Source organism: Gluconobacter sp. OJA (assembly GCF_039638325.1).
In the GTDB taxonomy this organism is placed as follows: domain Bacteria; phylum Pseudomonadota; class Alphaproteobacteria; order Acetobacterales; family Acetobacteraceae; genus Gluconobacter; species Gluconobacter cerinus.
This window is the reverse complement of record NZ_JBDIWI010000001.1, coordinates 2,083,774-2,102,340: the sequence shown is the minus strand read 5'-3', so window position 1 is coordinate 2,102,340 and position 18,567 is coordinate 2,083,774. Positions and strand designations below refer to the sequence as shown.

Below are 18,567 nucleotides of genomic sequence, written 5' to 3'. Positions count from 1 at the left end.
GGGGCGTAGGGCGCGCGACGCTTCGACCATGAAAGAGAGTTTTATGATTCGCCCCGTCGCCGCATTCTGCGGCCTGTCCCTTCTGTCCGTGTTCGCCTTTGGAACAGCCAGTGCCGCCGAATCCGGTTGGAGCGCACCAAAATGTGGTGCCGAGCCGGACGCTCCGGCCGTGAAGGCTGGGACTGTTGCCCAGTACAACGAGAGCGTGGACCGAGTGACAGCCTACGAAAAAGAAGCGCGGGCCTATAACGCATGCGTTTCAGGGCAGGCCAACCGTGAAGAGACGGCCATCAGCCAGGAAGCCAGCGCTAAAATCTCACGAATTCATTCTGCCAGTGCGGCCGTTCAGACTCACATCGCGGGATCATTCCAGAAGCTTTCTTCCGAGCTGACTGCCGCGGGACGTAAGCTCGGTCATCACTGACGGGTTTTCACTGGCCCATCCGCACCTGATTCTGTTGTGGCGTTAGAGAAGTCGGGCCTTCATAGGTCTGGCGCGCGACATTCGGCATCAGGTCCGGCCTGGCCCAGCAATCCGTACCTTCAAAGCTGGTGGTGCAGTATGGCTGGGGCGGGGGTGGACCAACCGGGCGGGAGCAGAAGCTTTCGTCATCATACAGATAGGCCGTATTGCAATCTTTTCCGGTAATGGCAGAGGCAATCCGGTCCGGCGCGCAGCCGCACAGTGTGCAAAACATCAGAACCGGCGATAGAAGCAGAGCTGGTTTTTTCATGTTTGGCAGCATCATGCGGCAGGGGTTAAGGAAGCCCTAAATTGACGGCCGGTTTCTTTCGGTAACAGCTTCTCAAGCGAAGCGTTTGCCGCAAACGTGCGGCGCCTGTATGGTTCCGCCAGAACTTTACAAGACCGATCCAGCAGGGGACCAGGTGGCGGACGATTTCATCACAGAGGTGAACGAGGAAATTCGGCTTCAGCGCCTACGGGCAGCTGCGCGCCGATGGGGTGCTGTTGTGGCAGGTGTCGTCGTCGTGGGAGCGATTGGCGGCGGTGTCTGGGAGTGGCAGAATCACGCCCGGAAGCAGGCCCAGCAGGCTGCCTCAGCTCAGTATTTCAATACACTTGAGACGCTGGCTGATCCCAAGCACGACAAGACTGTCACGCAGAAAGCCGAGACGGTTTTTCAGGATCTGGCAGATCATGGACCTGTTGGCGTGCGGTCTTATGCAGCGCTGCGTCTGGCGGATCTGAAGATGCAGGATCATGATCTGGCATCTGCTTTGAAGGCCTGGAACAGTGTCGCGTCCGATTCTGTCGCTGAGCCTGCCTTGAAGGACATGGCCCGTTACATGGTCCTGAATGCTCAGACCAACACGGCGGACCCGAAGACGTTGCGTCCCGGCTATGAAGCGCTTGCGCAGAATGGTGGCGCCTGGTCAGCTTTGGCTCAGGAAGGTCTGGTTGCTCTGGATCTGCGTCCGGATGCGACAGCTGACCAGCAGAAAGAAGCCCGTCGCCTTCTGACGCAGATTGTTGGAAGTGTATCTGCACCTGAAGGGGCTCGTGCGCGTGCACAGGCTCTTCTCGAAACTTTTGGAGACGCTGGTTAATGCGCCGTCCTGACCGTTCTTCTGCGCCCATGAGCCGCCGTTCGATGCTGCGTGTTGCCTGTTCCGGCGCCGCTCTGACTGCGATGGGTGGATGCAGCCTGTTTAACGATGATGAGAAGCCCACGCTGGCCGGCCATCGCGTTGACGTGCTCTCCACTGGGGCAGGTCTGACCGTTGATCCGGAAGATCATACGCCCATCACATTGTCTGCACCGCAGTCCGTGACGGAATGGCTTCAGCCTGACCGTACGCCGGACCATGTTGCCGTCAATGCTGTCTGGAACGGTTCGGACATCAAGTGGAGCCGCTCTATCGGCGCCGAGGTGAACCCGACGAGCTTCCTGTCCATGGTGGCGATCATGCCGAACAGCCGCGGGGCCATTCAGTCCCCGCCGGTGATCGGGAATGGTCGGATTTTCACCACAGATGCACAGGGTGTGGTGAAGGCGTGGACATGGCCGGGCATGAAGCAGCTCTGGTCCCATCAGCCGGCTCCCAAAAAGTCCCGCTCCACCAATATTGGCGGCGGTGTCGCACTTGATGGAGAGACCCTCTACATCGTGGATGGCGTTGCGCAGGCGTTGGCCGTCGATGCTGCCAGTGGCAAAATCAAGTGGGCTGTCGATCTCGGCACACCCGGGCGCTCAGCCCCTACGATTGCCGATGGTCTTGTCGTTTTCGGGACAATTGACGAGCGTCTTTACGCACTTGAAGCCGCAACCGGCCGACAGGTCTGGACATATCAGGCAACGGGTGCGGACACCGTCATCTTCGGGCAGGCTGCTCCTGCAATCGTAGATGGTGTGGTTCTGGCAGGCTTCGGCAGTGGCGACCTCGTCGCGCTGCGTGCGGCTTCTGGTGAAATGGTGTGGAGCGATAGCCTTGGCGGTGCCAACGGTATGGGCGCCATGCTGGATTTCTCCTGCATCCGCGGGGCTCCGGTCATCAAGGACGGCACGGCGTATGCCATTTCCATGTCCAGCGTTCTTGTGGCTGTGGATATGCGCTCCGGACGTCGCTTGTGGGAGCGCGAAGTCAGTGGCCAGACGCCCCTGACAATCTGCGGTGACTGGATGTTTGTCCTGTCCACCGATCAGCAGCTTGCCTGTCTGGACCGTCTGTCCGGCCACGTACGCTGGATTACCCAGCTTCGCCGCTTCCGCCGACAGGAAGTGCAGAAGGACGCCATCCAGTGGGTGGGGCCTTTGCTCGTAAACGGCAAGCTGGTCTGTTTCTCTACCCTGCCGCAGGAAGGCATGGTGATTGTTGATGCCGTAACCGGCAAAATTGAATCGACCCGTAAAACCACGGCTCCATGCCAGGTTCAGCCGATCGTCTGTGACGGTCTGGTTCTGACGCTGTCCCAGGATGCTGTTCTGCGGGCCTATGGCTGAACGAATGACCTCTGAGAATCTGCCCGTAGTTGTTATTGCCGGGCGCCCGAATGTCGGGAAATCCACTCTTTTCAACCGGCTTGTCGGGCGTCGTCAGGCGCTCGTCTCCGATCAGCCCGGTGTGACGCGTGACCGCAAGGAGGGCGAAGCCCACATGCGCGGTCGCCGCATCCGTGTGATTGATACGGCGGGCCTTGAAGAAGCTGCGCCGGACACGCTGTTCGGTCGTATGCGTGCATCATCCGAATCTGCCGTCTCCATGGCAGATCTGGTGCTGTTCTGCATCGATGCCCGCGCCGGTATCACGCCAACTGACGCTCATTTTGCCAACTGGCTGCGTCGTCAGAACCGTCCGGTTCTGCTGATTGCCAATAAGGCAGAAGGGCAGGCTGGGACCAATTCCGCACTGGAGGCCTACTCGCTGGGTCTGGGCACGCCACTGGCGCTATCTGCCGAGCATGGTGAGGGCATCAGTGACCTCATGGGAGAGATCGTCGATCGTCTTCCCGGTGCTCCAAAGCAGGAGCGCCGTCGTCGTCGTGACGAGGAGCCGGAAGAGGGCGAAGAGCCTGAAGAACGTCCGGCTGGCCCGCTTCATCTGGCGATTGTTGGGCGCCCGAACGCCGGCAAATCCACGCTTCTGAACTGCCTTCTCGGTGAAGAGCGGATGATCACCGGCCCCGAAGCCGGTCTGACCCGCGATTCGATCTCCGTCGATCTGCATGACGAACATGGCCCGATCAAGCTTGTTGATACGGCAGGAATGCGTAAGCGCGCCCGTGTCGAGCAGCATCTTGAGCGCATGTCTGTTTCCGCCTCTATCGAAGCGCTGAAAATGGCAGAAGTCGTTGTGCTGACGATCGATGCCACACTGGGTGTGCACGAGCAGGATCTTCAAATTGCCCGTCTGATTGAGAAGGAAGGCCGCGCCTGCGTTCTGGCTCTCAATAAGTGGGACGCTGTTGAAGACCGCGTTGCTACACGTCAGGCCATTTCAGACCGGATCGAGACGTCCCTTGCTCAGGTTCGTGGCATCCCGGTCGTCACGTTCTCGGCGTTGACGGGGGCTGGCGTTAACCGTCTTCTTCCGGCTGTCCGGAAAGCGTACGAAGTCTGGAATTCACGTGTCACGACGGGTGAGCTGAACCGTTGGTTCGAAGCAATGCTGGACCGTCATCAGCCGCCTCTGGTTGATGGACGCCGCCTCAAGCTGCGTTATATGACGCAGGTGAAGGCTCGTCCGCCGACATTCATTCTTTTCGGTACCCGAGCAGAAATGCTGCCCGATGCGTACAAGCGCTATCTGGTGAACGGGCTGCGCGAGACATTTCATATGCCTGGTGTGCCCATTCGTATTCAGCTTCGCGGGACGACAAATCCTTACGCGGATAAGTAAGAGTTGTTTTTTGTTCCGTTATGCAATGAACGCATAGCGGAACAAAATCTTCTCACAGGACTGCAAAACTCCCCATTTTCGTATACCTAATCCTTCGTCAGCCTATGGCGGTGCATGGTGTTCGGCCCTAGAAGAGCCGCCAAGCCCTACATCAGGCCTGAGTTAGAGATGAGGATTACAGATTATGGTCGGGATTGCTGCGGTTCGCAGTGAAGGCTCTTCAGGAGAGCCTCAACGCAGCACGGCGCGCGCCACGGCATTGGGCATCATGGCAGCTCTCGCTGGTCTGATGTTCGGTCTCGATACCGGCGTTGTTGCTGGCGCCTTGCCCTTTATCGCTACAGATTTTCACGCGAGTGACGCCCTGCAGGGGTGGATCGTATCTTCGATGATGGCGGGGGCGGCATTCGGCTCTCTCGCTGCCGGTCGGATTTCCAGCCGCTATGGTCGGACAGGAGCCATGCTCGTGGCTGCGGTTCTGTTCCTCGTAGGAACGCTACTGTGTGCGCTGGCGCCTTCTGCTCTGGTGCTGATTGTCGGGCGCGTTTTCCTGGGCCTTGCTGTCGGTTTGGCTGCGTTTGCCGCTCCTCTCTATATCTCTGAAATTACGGTGGAATCTGCGCGCGGTTCCATGATTTCCTTCTATCAGCTCATGGTCACGCTCGGGATTTTCCTGGCCTTCGTGTCTGACAGCCTGCTGGCAACAGGTCAGCATTGGCGCTGGATGCTGGGGATTATGGCTGTTCCTGCCACCCTGTTTCTGGGCATTGTCCTGATCCTGCCACACAGCCCGCGCTGGCTGATGATGCAGGGACGCAAGGATCATGCGCGTCGCGTGCTCAATAGCCTTCGGTCCGACGAAGAAGTGGCAGAAGCCGAGCTTGCAGATATTCAGGCGCGTCTTCACAAAAGCAGCGACGCTGGCTTTGGCCTTTTCCGGAGCAATCCCAACTTTCGGCGCTCCGTCTATCTCGGAATGCTTCTGCAGGTCATGCAGCAGCTCACGGGTATCAACGCGCTCCTGTATTATGCGCCGCGGGTTTTTCAGGCCGCTCATTTCGGGGTCAACGCGTCCATCTGGGCCACGACCCTCGTTGGTCTGACGAATATGATTCTGACGGGTGTTGCCATTGCCTGCGTGGACAAGTGGGGGCGCCGTCCTTTGCTTATTCTAAGCTGCGCGATCGCGGGTTTTGCGCTCTTGGGCGTAGGTGCGTTGCTGGCCGTGGGCGCGTCGAGCTTTGAGGCACAGATTGCACTGTGTGGATTTGTTCTGTTGTTCGTCGCTGGATTCGCAATCGGAGAGGGGCCGCTGGTCTGGACGCTGTGCTCCGAAGTTCAGCCAACGCGCGGACGTGATTTTGGAATTGGCTGCTCAACGGTTACGAACTGGGCTGCAAACTGGGCCATTTCCAAGACCTTCCCCATGATCATGGTGGCTATGGGCGCAGCATCAACATTCATTATGTTTGCAGCGTTCAATGGACTTTTTGTTCTCGTCACGCTCATGATGGTTCCGGAAACAAAAGGTGTTTCTTTGGAGACGATTGAGGCCAATCTGTTTTCGGGCAAGAAACTTAGAAATCTGGGACGTTAAATCGTGATGAAAGCCAAGGCGGCGGATGAGAGTGATCTCGGCGTCGACCCTCAACGGCACGCTGGGCTCTACGGAGCCCAGCGTGCCAAAGCCATGTCAGCCGTTCTTCTCGGGCTGCTTCTCTCCGTTCTGGATTACGCCATAGCAAACGTGGCGCTTCCCTCCATTGCCCATGATCTCAATGCCCCGTCTTCTCGGGCGATCTGGGTGGTGAACGCTTATCAGCTCGCCAATCTGTCCTGCCTGCTCCCACTCGCGTCTTTTGGCTCCCGAGTAGGCTTTGCTCGCATGAGCCAGATTGGGATTTTTCTATTCCTTATTACGTCCGTTGGCTGTGCCCTGTCCCAGAACCTGCTGGAACTGACATTGGCGCGCGCCCTTCAAGGTGTGGGTGGCGCCTGCATCATGAGCGTGAATATCGCGCTCGTACGCTTCATTTATCCCCACGCAGAGCTTGGTAAGGGCATTGCTCTGAACGGTTTGTTTGTTGGGATTGGCGTCGCTCTTGGCCCGACAATTGGGTCGATCGTCCTCTCGGTCGCGACGTGGCCCTGGATTTTCTGGATCAATCTCCCACTCGCGCTTGCCGCTCTCGTCATGGCCCATTTCGCGTTGCCACAGACACCGCGGAGCGAGACGCAGGCAGATATTCCGGGTTCCCTTTTGACTGTAGCGTCCTTCGCTTTGCTTGGCATCGGGTTGGACGGACTGATGCACGGCGATTTTCTACCAGGATCGTTGCTCACGGGAGCGGGCATCATCTGCTGGTGGTTGCTTCTGCGGTACCAAAAGGGACGGCGTGAGCCGATTGTCCCGGTGGATCTGCTGGCGCGGCGGCCTTTTCTGTTGGCGTGTCTGGTCGGGTTTCTCGGTTTTGTAGCCTCCAACCTCTACATCGTCGCCATGCCATTCACCTTGGCATCGGCTTTTCATCGTGGAGATTCCACGATTGGATTGCTGATTGCGCCTTGGGCTGTTGGCGTCGCGGTGATGTCTTTTGTTGTTGGAAAGATTGCTGACCGCTTTCCCGCTTCAGTTCTCTCCTCGCTCGGACTGCTCCTGACAGCATTCGGCTTTATGTTGCTTTGGTTGCTGCCCTTGGACGCAAGCAACGCTGCGATCGCGTGGCGGACGCTTCTGGCCGGATGTGGGTTCGGGCTTTTCCAGCCACCCAACAATCGGGCCATCATGGTCTCTGCGCCGGCTGGGCGGGAAGGTGGGGCGAGTGGCATGCTGTCCGTCGCACGACTGGGTGGCCAGACGACGGGTGCGCTGCTCGTCGCAGCTCTTTTCACGATCTTCCCGCATCCAGCCTTCATCTGCCTTGGAGGCGCGATGATCGCCGCGCTAACGGGATCTGCCCTCAGTCTTGGGCGGAAATACCTCGCAGACTGAAGAGCGTCGTCGTTCGCTGATCGGTACTTTCCAACTCCTGAGTGGTCTGGACGTTCTGTTGAATCAGGATGTCCAGATCCAGCTTGGGGGCGTAATGGCGCCCCGGATCACAGAGCCAGACTTCGCAGTGCCGGGCACATTCCAGCAGCCATGGCATGATGCGTGCAGCCATAGCCTCGTTGTAACAGACGTCTCCGATCACCAGCAGATCACAGTCCGGCTTCGAGCTGACAAGATCGCCCGTACAGAGCGCTACTGTCACGTCATTGAGCGTAGCGTTAAGGGCCGTTGCTTCCAGAGCCATGGGGTCGATATCATTGGCCGCAGCAGTGGACGCACCCGCTTTTACGGCGGCAATGGCGGCTAATCCGCACCCACACGCCACGTCCAGAACTCTTTTGCCTTCAACGCGCTGCGGATTATCCAGAATATATCGCGCAATAAGCTGGCTACCTGGCCATGCAAACGCCCAGAACGGGGGCTCAATACCGTGCGCTTCAAGGAAGGCTTCGCTGGCCTGCCAGATGGGGGTGATGTCTGTTGCCAGATGCAGGGGAATTTCGGGAACAAGTCTGGCGGTTTCGACCGCCGTATTCTCGCGGATAAATGCCGCGGGGTCCTGCAGTCTGACTGACATGATGTTCAAAGTCTTCCGCAGATAAAGGCCAGAGCCAGAAGGAAACCGATTGGAACGTTCTGCTTGAATTGTCGCAGGCAGTTTGGCGCATCGTATGGGTTCAGCGTGCGGGCCTGCTGGAGAAGGAGGCCACCTGCAATCAGGAAGAACAGCCAGAATCCCAGATGCAGATGGGCATGAATGGCGACGAGTCCCAGTGCCAGAAGCATCAGGCTGTAGCAGGTGGCAATAAAGGGCTGAGCGCGCTTTTCCATCAGGCGAGACGTGGAGCGAACACCGATCCGGGCGTCATCTTCCATGTCCTGGAAGCCATAAATGGTATCGAAGCCGAGTTGCCAAAGGATGACAGCGCCATACAGCAGCGCGCCATTTCCATCCAGGCCACCCCCTGCTGCGGCATAGCCCATGGGCGCACCAAAACCGAACGTGAAGCCCATAACGAGTTGTGGCCACCACGTCACACGCTTTGCCGCGGGGTAAAGCGCCACAAGCAGCAAAGCAAAGGGTGCCAGAAGCCAGCATGCGCGGGGCAGGCACACCAGAACGCCCAGACCACACAGAAGTAAAAAGGCCAGCAGCTTAAGGCCCTGCTTCAGGGAGAGCGCACCGCTGGCAAGCGGACGGCCCGCGGTTCGGGCAACCTTGGCATCAATATCGCGGTCCCAGATGTCATTCACCACGCATCCGGCAGAGCGCATAACGAGTGAGCCGAACGCAAAAAGGGCCGTGTAGACAAGGCGGCGTCCGAGTGGCGCATCCGGTGCAAGGAATAATCCCCAAACCCCAGGAAGAAACAGCAGCCATGTCCCAACCGGGCGATCCAGTCGGGCCAAAAGTGCGTAGGACCGCCATGGTTCAGGCAGGCGGCCGGTCCAGCCTGTCAGGCTGATATCGGTATGGGGGCGGGTTTCACTCATCAAAGCACGTGATGAGGGGCAGATGCGCTTCCGTCAATGGCTGTTGCGCGCTATCGGAAAAGGATGAGCCGATCTGATCCCCGTCTTTATCTTGAAGTGCCGGATATTCCCTTTATGGAAGGGCTGGAACTTCCTCTTCCCGCCAGTCAGGCCCACTACCTTGGCAATGTCATGCGGCAGAGTACTGGAGATCCGGTACGTGTCTTCAATGCGCGAGATGGAGAGTGGAATGCCATTATCCAGACCTTGCGAAAAGACAAAGGGACAGTGCGGCTGGGAACGCGAGAGCGCGCACCTCAGGTCACAGAGGGCGTGGAACTGCTGTTTGCGCCCCTCAAGCGTGATGCGACAGAACTCGTTATTCGGATGGGGACTGAACTCGGGGTGACGTGTTTTCGGCCAGTCGTAACCGAACGAACCAACACGCACCGTCTGAACCTCGACCGCCTTGCCCTGATTGCCAGTGAAGCCGCTGAACAATGCGAGCGGCTGGATATTCCTGAAATCCAGTCGCTGGAGCCCTTGAAATCCGTTCTTGCGGAATGGCCTGAAAACAAGCCGCTGTTTGCGGCTCTTGAGCGACGCCCTGGGGCGGATGGTCCTTTGGTCGCGTCTGCGCTTCTCATTGGGCCTGAAGGTGGCTTTTCCGATGCGGAGGTGGCGATGCTTCAGAAGCATCCTGCTGTTCATGCGCTGACACTGGGGCCGCTGGTACTGCGCGCCGAGACGGCTGTCTGCGCCGGACTAGCGCGACTTGCACTGCGTCGTGGCGCCTGAGGGTGACAGGACAGTCTGAGGTGCTACAAGTTCAATTAATATCGAACAACGATCGCAAATCGAGGCAAAACCGCCATGTCCAATCCCGGCACGTCTAATAGCGCAACGATCGAGAATCGGGCGCAGCTCGTCGAGGTTCTGGAACGGGGCTCCAAGCCGCGGTCCGAATGGAAGATCGGAACCGAACACGAGAAGTTCGGCTTTGTACTGCCGGGGCAGGATGATGGGCGTACACCGTTGTCAGCGCCTCAGTATGAACCCAAAGGTATTGGTGCGCTGTTGCGGAAACTGGAGGGGCCGGACTGGGCTCCGATCCACGATGGTGAGGCGCTGATCGGTCTGGCAGGGCAGAACAGCCAGAAAGGGCGGTCCATTTCTCTGGAGCCCGCTGGACAGTTCGAGCTTTCTGGTGCGCCGGTTGTCTCTTTGCAGGAAACGCAGAGCGAGATGCAGGAGCATTTCGATCTGATCCGCGGTCCTGCTGCTGAACTCGGATTGGGCTTTCTGCCATTTGGTTTCCAGCCGCTCTGGGCGCGCGACGAAATGCCGTGGATGCCCAAGAGTCGGTACGCCATCATGCGCAGTTATATGCCCAAGGTTGGCACGCTGGGCCTGGATATGATGACGCGGACCTGCACCGTACAGGTCAATCTGGACTTCGGTGATGAAGCTGATATGGCCCGCAAGATGCGTGTATCGCTGGCGCTTCAGCCATTGGCTACGGCTCTGTTTGCGAATTCGCCTTTTGTGGAAGGCAAAGCAAACGGCTTCCTTTCCAATCGCGCCCGTATCTGGACGGATACCGATAATCAGCGTTCAGGGCAGCCATCTCTGTTCTTCGCAGAAGATTTCAGCTTCGAGAAATACGTGGACTGGGCGCTGGATGTGCCGATGTATTTTGTCGCTCGGGACGGGAAAAACATTGATGCCAGCGGCTGCTCCTTCCGGCGTTGGCTGGAAGGCAGTGCGCAGCCTGCTCTGGACGGTCTGACGCCGACGATTGGTGATTTTGAGGATCACCTCACGACTGTTTTTCCTGACGTGCGCCTCAAGCAGTTCCTTGAGATGCGTGGCGCGGACGCCGGTCGTCCGGAGATGATGGTTGCCCAGTCTGCGCTCTGGGTTGGCCTGTTCTACGATGCTGCAACATTGGAAGCCGCTGAAAAGCTGGTATTGGAACAGCCTTGGGAGGTTTATCAGCAACTCCGTGCGGATGTTCCTGCCAAGGGCATGCAGGCTGACTTCCCCGGTGGCCTGAAAGCGCTGGCAAAGCGCGTTGTGGCTCTCGCGGAGCAGGGACTTCGTGCCCGTGTTCGCAACGAAGCACAGTTTCTGGATCCGCTGCATCTGATTGCAGATGGTGGCCCCAACCAGGCTGAGTACTGGCTTGCCCTGTATGAAGGTGCATGGGGCGGAAATGTGAAGCCGCTGTTCCGCGAAGCCTCGATCTGACGTCAGACGTATTGGAGTAGGGCGTTAAGCCCTGCTGCGATCAGTTTCCGGTTTGTGCAGGAACACGTTATGGAATGCAGGTGCGAAGCTTTTTGCAACCCGTGACCTGATCGGCAGTTCCAGAGGCATGATGAACCGTCTTTTCTTCCGCGCGGCTGTAGCCAGCGCTTTCATATCCGTAGCAGCTCTTCCGCTCCCTGCCATGGCTCAGGCCGTTCCCGCACAACTCCGTCCTGTGGATCAGGGCTGGGTTGCGCGCGTTCAGGATACGCTGGCGCAGATCACAACGCTTCAGGCGCGGTTTCAACAAATTGCGCCAGATGGGAAAGCTGTTGCCGGGACAGCCATGCTTGATCGTCCGGGGCGCATGCGCTTCGACTATGACAGTCCCAGCCCGCTTCTTCTTGTCGCCAATGATGGCAAGGTCGTTTTTCAGGATCGGAGCGTCGGACAGGTAACAGTTATACCGTTGGACCGTACTCCCCTCGGTCTGCTGCTACGGCCTGATCTGAAGCTTTCAGGAGATGTCACGGTAACAGGATTTGAGCGTAAGAACGGTCAGATCAACCTTCAGGTTGAAAAAACAGAAAGCCCGGGTGAGGGGAATCTGACCCTCATGTTCTCCGAAGCGCCACTTGCTCTTTTGGGGTGGGAAGTCGTGGATGCACAGGGCCGAACAACGCGCATCGCACTGTCGGACATCAGGACTGGCGGGAGCGTATCCCAATCTCTGTTCACGCTCCCGAAGTCTGAGGACTGACGTTCAGTCCTTTGTTTCGCGGGAAAGCTCCAGTGCGCGGGCATAAACCGTGCGCTTGGGCAGTTTGATAATTCCTGCCACGAGAGTGGCCGCATCTTTCACCGAATGACTGGTCAGCGCTTCGCGGAGATGCGTATCCAGATCGTCTGCCCCGCTGTCGTCCTCTGCTGAGGGGCCGATCAGGAGTGTAATCTCACCCCGCGGTGCAGTGTCCTGGAAATGGGCGAGCACTTCCGCCAACGTTCCCCGCACCATCTCTTCGAAGCGTTTTGTCAGTTCTCTGCCAACCGCTGCCTCACGGTCAGGGCCGAAGACGGTGATCAGATCTTCCAGTGTCTCGACAAGTCGGTGCGGCCCCTCATACCAGATCAGTGTGGAACGAACGCCAGCCTGTTCTGCGGCCCGAAGCGTCGCGAAGCCTGTCTTGCGGGCTTCGCTTCGTGGGGCTGGAAAGCCGAGAAACATGAAGGGAAGAGGGGGAAGGCCTGAAAGAGTCAGAGCCGTGATGACAGCGTTTGGACCCGGAATGGCCGTAACATGAACGCCAGCCGCGATAGCTGCCCGGACGAGCCGATAGCCCGGGTCCGAGACAAGGGGAGTACCTGCGTCTGACACCACGGCAAAGCTGGCACCAGCCACCATTTTTTCCACAAAGAACGGTGCGCGATCCTGTTCGTTATGATCGTGAAGCGTTCGTGTGGGAGTGGAGATGTTGCGCGACATCAATAATTTTGCCGTAACGCGTGTATCTTCGCATAAAATAGCTTCAACACTGTTCAAGGCTTCAATCGCGCGCTCGCTGATATCGGCCAGGTTGCCGATCGGCGTCGCAACCAATATCAGTTGTCCCCCCACTCTCGGGCCATGCTCCGAAGGCGGGGCGGCCGTTAACGTTTCAGCCGTATCGCTCAAGGGAGTTTCAGCGGAACATGACTTTTCGGACATCTGCATCCTCGGTGACGAACTCAAGGGTCTATTCTGGACCGATGAGCCGTCTGCGCAAGGGTGTAAGCACTGGGCTGGCCGCAGGAACCTTCCTGACGCTGGCCGCCTGCTCCGGCGGAAACTCCTCTTTGACATCTGGCGTGGGTGGAATTCCCGGCTCTGGCCAGGCTCCTGGTGCGCATGACGTTGGCCTTATCCTTCCCCTGACGGGACGCTACGGTGCCATCGGTGCGCGAATGCGTGATGCAGCCAAGCTGGCTCTGTCTTCACAAGGCTCGCCTGTGCTGGACGTTCATGACAGTAACGCCGTCGGTGGCGCAGCTCAGGCTGCCCATGACGCCCTGACACGTGGCGATGCCATGCTCCTTGGGCCGCTAACGGCTACAGAAACTGCGGCTCTTGCGCCGCTGGCTATTGAAGCAGGCAAGCCTGTTCTGGCGTTCACAAGCGATTCCACACAGGCTCGTCCTGGCGTCTGGGTGATGGGCCTGACACCGGAGCAGCAGGTTCGCCGGATGGTGGATGCTGCACGTGCAACGGGCCGTAAGAACTTTGCAGCCTTTTTGCCTGATAGCGCGCTGGGGCATGCCATGGCGGAAGGACTACAGCGGGCCTGCCGGGATGACGGCCTGAAAGATCCGCAGATCGTTTTCCATTCCATGGATGCGCAAACCATCGACGATGGCCTGAAATCCCTTTCAGATATTGCCAATCGCCAGCCGCCGGCACCTGTGGTTTCGACGCCGACCGGTCCATCGGCTGTTGATCCTACGGCCGATTCGCCTGCCGACTCGACAACGCCTGCGCAGCCGCCAGCAACTCCAGTTGCTGCGCCAGTGGTGCCGCCCCCTCCGTTTGACGCTCTTCTGCTGGCAGATACCGGTGTGGAGCTAGGGCGCATCATCACTGCGCTACACGCTGACCAAGTGACGTCAGATCAGGTGCAGATCATGGGACCAGCACTCTGGAAGGCATTCGATGGCAAGCTCAGTGCCCTGCATGGTGCCTGGTATGCTGCGCCCGATGCCAAGGATCGCAATGGGTACGTGGTCCAATACAAGGCGGTTTATCATCAGGCGCCATCACCTGTGACGGATTTCGCCTATGATGCCGCAGCTCTTGCCGGCAACCTGATGAAGCAGGGAGGCCCGACCGTTCAGGCGTTGACCCGTCCGGACGGCTATATGGGTGTGGATGGCCTGTTCCGCCTGCGCGCCGACGGTCATGTCACGCGCGCGCTGGCTATTTTCCAGATTCAGCGTGGCGGTGGTGCCCGCATCGTTGTTCCAGCATCACGGGACATTGCGGCCCGTCCAAGCTGAGAAAATATTACTGGTTCAGAAACAGAAACACGCGTCCATGGCGATTGGCGCGTGTTTTTTTATGGCTTTTCCTGAAAGCCAACTGGCGTGTCAGGGGTGAATCCTGACCGCGCAGATCAGGCTGCGTAGGTCTCGGCCAGCGGCAGAACCGGGCGAATGGTGTGAAGAGCCAGCTCGAAGCTGGCATAGCTGCCCAGTTCATGATTGCGCAGATGATCGATCAGGACCCAGCGCATCCCTTGCGGGCGGAGCATGTAGGCTGGATCCGGGTTCTCACGGACCCAGACCAGAACATGCTCAATGGGTGTCGTTCCATCGAAATTCGTGACCCCGGAATCCGTCGGTGTGATTTCTGCATCGAAGAGACCCATCCGCATTCCGGCTTCCAGCCACCGCGACAGATATTCGCGATGACGAGGGAGAACACCCTGCCTCAACGTCACGACATTACCGCCCATCGAAACGGGTGAAAGATCGTATAGGGGAGTTGCCTGCGCCATCAGGAAAGTCCTCATCAGAGCGGGGCGGGGGAGCCCGTGGATTGCGATAAGGTCAGGCTAAAATCCAAACGGCCCCTTTCACAATCTAAAATGACGCCAAAACCCCTTTCCGCGACATAAACTTTCCCCACTGTGACAAACCTGCCATGCAAAAATTGCATGGCTCAACATGTTGTTGTCATATTCCGATACAGCGCCTTGTCCCATCTCCGGTGAAGCCAGAGCCATGAGCCGGGCTCCTGCTCTATCCACTCCTGAAGCCGATCATTGAGTTGCTGTGTCAGCTTCAGGACATCTGCCTGACGATTCTCGGTAGGCTGTGGATCAATGGGGGGATCCACAACGAGTACCAGTCTGGCAGGCCCTTCACGGCGCACATGTCCGGTTACAATCAAGGCTTTATGCCGCAGGGCAAACACGGCGGTTGCAGAGGCTGTCATGGCGGGACGACCGAAAAGACTGGCCTCGATGCCATCATTCATTTTCTGATCGCCAAGCACGCCTAAATGCCCGCCGTGAGACAGGTGCTTCAGCGCAGAGCGAGCTCCACGGGCTCCTTTGGGGAACATCGGAACATCCATGCGCATAGCTCGGCGGCGGAGGGCGTGGATGATGGAATCTACAATCGGATTGCTGGCTGCCCGATAGAAGGAAGCAAAGGGCATACCGAATCGCGCGACGACCGGGGGCATGAGTTCCCAGTTGCCAATATGGCCGGAAAAGAAAATGACCGGGCGCCCTGTTGCGCGTGCGGCTTCCAGATATTCCGATCCTTCAACACGCCATCCTGGGCCGGTCGGCGTGTTCTGTTTCAATCGGCCCACATGCGGAAACTCCGCCACGGTGCGTCCCAGGTTTTCCCAGCAGTCTTTGACGATACCGCGCCGCTCTTCCCTGGTCAGTTGTGGCATGGCCAGTTGCAGGTTTCGGTCGGCCACTCTGGAAACGGGAATAAGAGGCCCGATATGGCGCGCGACAGAGCCAGCCAGTGTGGACGCGGCCGCAGAGGGGAGAATGCGCAGCCAGCCCAGCAGGACGCGCACAAGCAGGGCTTCCGCCCGATGTGGAATTGAAGTCATGAGTGAGGGAACAGAAGATCCAGAATATAGTCCGGCGCTTTTGGGTCCGCCCAAAGAAGCTCAACGTTGATGACGGTGACCTGCGCCCGGAAAGCGGGAGGAAGTTTGACCGCATCCTTGGCTGTGGTCACGAGCGTGGTTCCGGATTCCCGACGCAGCGTTTCAAGGCGCTGGATGTCATTGGCCGAGTAGGCATGATGATCCGGAAAGGGAAGGCAGCGAACAGGGGAAACGCCTGCGTCCTGCAGCATGGTGAAAAATTTATCGGGGCGGCCGATCCCCGCGAAAGCGACAACTCTCCGGCCTTGCAGACCGCGGATTTCAGGGCCCGGAACCAGTCTGGCCTGAGCTTTGAACAGAAATGGGGGAAGGGTGAGCAGCAGCCCGTGACGGTCTTCCCCAATGACGACCACGCACTGCGCGCGCTTCAGAGCATCCAGCACCGGTTCACGCAGAGGACCGGCGGGCATAACCTGCCCATTGCCAAACCCCACGGCACCATCCACGACCAGTATCGACAGATCCTTGTGAAGGCCCGGGTTCTGGAAACCATCATCCATCACAAGGCAATCAGCGCCTTGGCCAATCGCCAGTCTCGCGGTCTGGGCCCGGTCTGCTCCGACCCATGTTGGCGCGGCTTTTGCCAGAAGAAGAGGCTCATCGCCAACATCACGGGCGCTCGAACGTCCCGGATTGACCTCCAGCGGCCCTTTCTCTCTGCCACCATGACCGCGGCTGAGAATATGCGGAGAATGTCCACGATCTTTCAGTCTTTGGACCAGATCCAGTGTCAGGGGTGTTTTTCCCGTGCCCCCAGCAGTCACGTTGCCGCAGCATAGTACCGGGACTACGGCTCGGTAACCTTCGCGGGTCATACGGCGACGGGTCAAACGGGTCGCGATTCCTGCCAAAGGGCGCAGCATGAATGCCGCAGGGCCTACCCTCGGGACGGACCAGAATCGCGGAGCCCGTAGTCTCATCGTTCAAGTGTCTCCAGAATGCGGGGGCTTAGTCTGGACACCACGGAGCGCTGAAGCACTGTGGGTGAAGGCGTGACATGAGGTTCAGTGATCCACTGGCTCAGACTATCGACATCCTTAACGATGTGAAGATAATCGTGCAGCAGGTTAACCGCTTCCCGCCAGTTTTCCATAAGAGGGCCGGTTGCAGTCGGAACGCCCAGGCGAAGTGGTTCGAAAGGATTGTGGCCACCGCCTTTCCCCGCGAGAGAGTTGCCCAGGAAGCAGCAATTCGCGAGTCTGTAGAACAGGCCCAGTTCCCCCAATGTGTCGGCAATCCAGCCATGAGTCTTGTTGCTCGGCTCCTGCCCAACGGATCGCCGGGGCAGATCAAAGCGCGAAGCCAGTTCCTCGCCGCGTTTTGGATGCCGGGGGATGAGGATCGTCAGAAGGTCGGGTTGTTTTTCTCTGGCGAGTGTTGCTGCTGCCAGAACCAGTTCCTCCTCACCAGGATGAGTCGAAGCCGCGACGAAAACCGGACGATTTCCAATCACGGCCTGAAGGCGTTCCAATTCAGCGAAGTCGCATGACAGAGGAGGAGCGTCCTGTTTGAGGTCTCCATCTTCATAAACGGCTTGTGTGCCTAGGGAGCGGAAGTGTGCCGCATCTTCCGGGCCTCGGGCTGCAACCCAGGAAAGGCGAGAAAACATGCGTCCAGTCAGGCTTGAGGCTTTTTTCCAACGGCGAGCCGAGCGATCCGAGAGGCGACCGTTGACCAGCATGACGGGAATAGCCTTGCGGTAGCAGGCGGCAATGATACCGGGCCAGAGTTCACTTTCTACAAAGACAGCACCGTCCGGCTTCCAACGCTTGAGAAAACGGCCAAACCAGCGCGGCACATCGTGAGGAATAAAACGATGAGAGACGCGGCGCCCGAATTCTGGATGGCGGCTGACAATTTCTGCGCCCGTCACCGTGGCAGTTGTAAACAGGACATGCAGATCTGGGCGTTTCTCCAGAAGATCATCAAGCAATGGTCGCGCACACAGGGTCTCCCCCACGCTGGCAGCATGTATCCAGAGAAGTGTACCTTCAGGGCGATGACCGCCCCCGAGCCCCATTCTTTCACGAAGGCGGTCTGGCAGCTCCCGTCCTCGCTTCAGACGTACCCGCAGCATGATCGTCAGAGCAGGAGCCAGAAGGCTACCTACGCCCCCCCACAACCGATCCATGACGGAAAGATTTTGATTGCGGACGTTAGCTTCCGCCTGCTCCGCAACGGCATTGAGTGCAACACGGAGCGTCTCGGTATCCGGTTCAAGAAGCGGTTCACCCACCACGACAGACCCGCGCCCAAAGGGGAGTGGGAATGTAAGGCCGTCCCACGAGGGCAGGCGAATGCTGTTGCAGGCCATACCCAGCGGAATAATGGGGCGTCTGGAAATCCGCGATAGCACGAGAATGCCCGGCTGCACCTCTTCTGCCGGGCCGCGCGGGCCATCTGGAGTAATGGCGACAAAGGCACCCTGCTTCAGTTCCCGAAGAGCGACTCTCAGTGCCGCCGCGCCGCCTTTGTCCTTCCCTTTGCGAGAGGTGGAGCCATGAATGCCAATGATTCCCCACGGACGAATAGCGTCGGCGATAAGGCGTCCATCCGCGTTGCGGGAAATCAGAACCCGCAGCTTCACCCGTGGTTCGATCGCCCGGGCCCAGAACCAAAGCGCTGGAGCCAGTGTCAGGGAACGGTGCCAGAGGGCAAGAACTGTTCCCTGATCAGCTTGCGTCAGAAGCGCTCTGGCCTGTTTGGTGCCTCCGACATTCCAGTGGGTGGAGCGCAGACAGGCACCTAACCAGACATGGATCATGCG

The 18,567-nt window shown here is 58.5% G+C and carries 18 protein-coding genes; 10 read left to right on the top strand and 8 right to left on the bottom strand.

Translation table 11 applies throughout. The features are described 5' to 3' along the window. Window positions 1-43 precede the first annotated feature (43 nt). Complete coding sequence (locus ABDK75_RS09530) at window positions 44-424, top strand: hypothetical protein (protein WP_046899601.1); 381 nt, start codon at window positions 44-46, stop codon at window positions 422-424. Window positions 425-431: 7 nt separating this feature from the next. Here the strand turns inward: ABDK75_RS09530 and ABDK75_RS09525 are convergent, their stop codons facing one another. Then, window positions 432-734 carry a hypothetical protein gene (locus tag ABDK75_RS09525; protein WP_046899858.1) on the bottom strand — a complete coding sequence of 101 codons (303 nt, stop codon included), beginning with the start codon at window positions 732-734 and terminating at the stop codon, window positions 432-434. Window positions 735-843: 109 nt separating this feature from the next. Between ABDK75_RS09525 and ABDK75_RS09520 the strand changes: the two genes are divergently transcribed. From ABDK75_RS09520 to ABDK75_RS09500, 5 genes are all read left to right on the top strand, one after another. Beyond that, window positions 844-1,569: a tetratricopeptide repeat protein gene (locus ABDK75_RS09520; RefSeq protein ID WP_046899600.1), complete on the top strand. Its 726-nt coding sequence runs from the start codon at window positions 844-846 to the stop codon at window positions 1,567-1,569. Then, a complete protein-coding gene (locus ABDK75_RS09515; protein WP_099210287.1) occupies window positions 1,569-2,963 on the top strand; it encodes a PQQ-binding-like beta-propeller repeat protein in 1,395 nt (464 codons plus the stop codon). The genes ABDK75_RS09520 and ABDK75_RS09515 overlap by 1 nt, the downstream gene beginning before the upstream one ends. Before the next feature lie 4 nt (window positions 2,964-2,967). Beyond that, entirely contained in the window at window positions 2,968-4,359 is a 1,392-nt protein-coding gene (gene der, locus ABDK75_RS09510) for a ribosome biogenesis GTPase Der (protein WP_046899857.1), read from the top strand. Window positions 4,360-4,543: 184 nt separating this feature from the next. Beyond that, entirely contained in the window at window positions 4,544-5,956 is a 1,413-nt protein-coding gene (locus ABDK75_RS09505; RefSeq protein ID WP_346005689.1) for a sugar porter family MFS transporter, read from the top strand. A gap of 6 nt (window positions 5,957-5,962) precedes the next feature. Next, complete coding sequence (locus tag ABDK75_RS09500) at window positions 5,963-7,351, top strand: MFS transporter (protein ID WP_046899597.1); 1,389 nt, start codon at window positions 5,963-5,965, stop codon at window positions 7,349-7,351. On the opposite strand, the gene ABDK75_RS09495 is transcribed toward ABDK75_RS09500, so the two are convergent. Beyond that, on the bottom strand, window positions 7,320-7,988 hold the full coding sequence (locus tag ABDK75_RS09495) for a 50S ribosomal protein L11 methyltransferase (protein ID WP_346005688.1): 669 nt from the start codon (window positions 7,986-7,988) through the stop codon (window positions 7,320-7,322). The genes ABDK75_RS09500 and ABDK75_RS09495 overlap by 32 nt on opposite strands. Before the next feature lie 5 nt (window positions 7,989-7,993). Next, window positions 7,994-8,905 carry a 4-hydroxybenzoate octaprenyltransferase gene (gene ubiA / locus ABDK75_RS09490; protein ID WP_346005687.1) on the bottom strand — a complete coding sequence of 304 codons (912 nt, stop codon included), beginning with the start codon at window positions 8,903-8,905 and terminating at the stop codon, window positions 7,994-7,996. Window positions 8,906-8,941: 36 nt separating this feature from the next. Here ubiA and ABDK75_RS09485 point away from each other — a divergent pair, with 36 nt between their 5' ends. The 3 genes from ABDK75_RS09485 (at window position 8,942) to ABDK75_RS09475 (ending at window position 11,894) form a co-directional block, all read left to right on the top strand. After that, window positions 8,942-9,682 carry a 16S rRNA (uracil(1498)-N(3))-methyltransferase gene (locus ABDK75_RS09485; protein ID WP_346005686.1) on the top strand — a complete coding sequence of 247 codons (741 nt, stop codon included), beginning with the start codon at window positions 8,942-8,944 and terminating at the stop codon, window positions 9,680-9,682. Between the two features lie 75 nt (window positions 9,683-9,757). After that, entirely contained in the window at window positions 9,758-11,134 is a 1,377-nt protein-coding gene (locus tag ABDK75_RS09480) for a glutamate--cysteine ligase (RefSeq protein WP_346005684.1), read from the top strand. Window positions 11,135-11,261: 127 nt separating this feature from the next. Next, entirely contained in the window at window positions 11,262-11,894 is a 633-nt protein-coding gene (locus ABDK75_RS09475) for an outer membrane lipoprotein carrier protein LolA (protein ID WP_346005683.1), read from the top strand. A gap of 3 nt (window positions 11,895-11,897) precedes the next feature. Here the strand turns inward: ABDK75_RS09475 and rsmI are convergent, their stop codons facing one another. Continuing rightward, complete coding sequence (rsmI, locus tag ABDK75_RS09470; protein ID WP_046899856.1) at window positions 11,898-12,731, bottom strand: 16S rRNA (cytidine(1402)-2'-O)-methyltransferase; 834 nt, start codon at window positions 12,729-12,731, stop codon at window positions 11,898-11,900. Window positions 12,732-12,880: 149 nt separating this feature from the next. Here rsmI and ABDK75_RS09465 point away from each other — a divergent pair, with 149 nt between their 5' ends. Further along, window positions 12,881-14,161, top strand: coding sequence for a penicillin-binding protein activator (locus ABDK75_RS09465; protein WP_346005852.1), 1,281 nt, complete (start codon window positions 12,881-12,883; stop codon window positions 14,159-14,161). A 116-nt stretch (window positions 14,162-14,277) separates the two neighbouring features. Here the strand turns inward: ABDK75_RS09465 and ABDK75_RS09460 are convergent, their stop codons facing one another. The 4 genes from ABDK75_RS09460 to ABDK75_RS09445 form a co-directional block, all read right to left on the bottom strand. After that, complete coding sequence (locus ABDK75_RS09460; RefSeq protein ID WP_174694759.1) at window positions 14,278-14,661, bottom strand: hypothetical protein; 384 nt, start codon at window positions 14,659-14,661, stop codon at window positions 14,278-14,280. 164 nt (window positions 14,662-14,825) lie between these two features. After that, window positions 14,826-15,740: a lysophospholipid acyltransferase family protein gene (locus tag ABDK75_RS09455; RefSeq protein WP_346005682.1), complete on the bottom strand. Its 915-nt coding sequence runs from the start codon at window positions 15,738-15,740 to the stop codon at window positions 14,826-14,828. After that, window positions 15,737-16,720 (bottom strand): tetraacyldisaccharide 4'-kinase, encoded by a 984-nt coding sequence (lpxK, locus tag ABDK75_RS09450; RefSeq protein WP_346005681.1) that lies wholly within the window; start codon window positions 16,718-16,720, stop codon window positions 15,737-15,739. The genes ABDK75_RS09455 and lpxK overlap by 4 nt, the downstream gene beginning before the upstream one ends. Next, a complete protein-coding gene (locus ABDK75_RS09445; protein ID WP_346005680.1) occupies window positions 16,717-18,564 on the bottom strand; it encodes a glycosyltransferase N-terminal domain-containing protein in 1,848 nt (615 codons plus the stop codon). The genes lpxK and ABDK75_RS09445 overlap by 4 nt, the downstream gene beginning before the upstream one ends. Window positions 18,565-18,567: the final 3 nt, after the last annotated feature.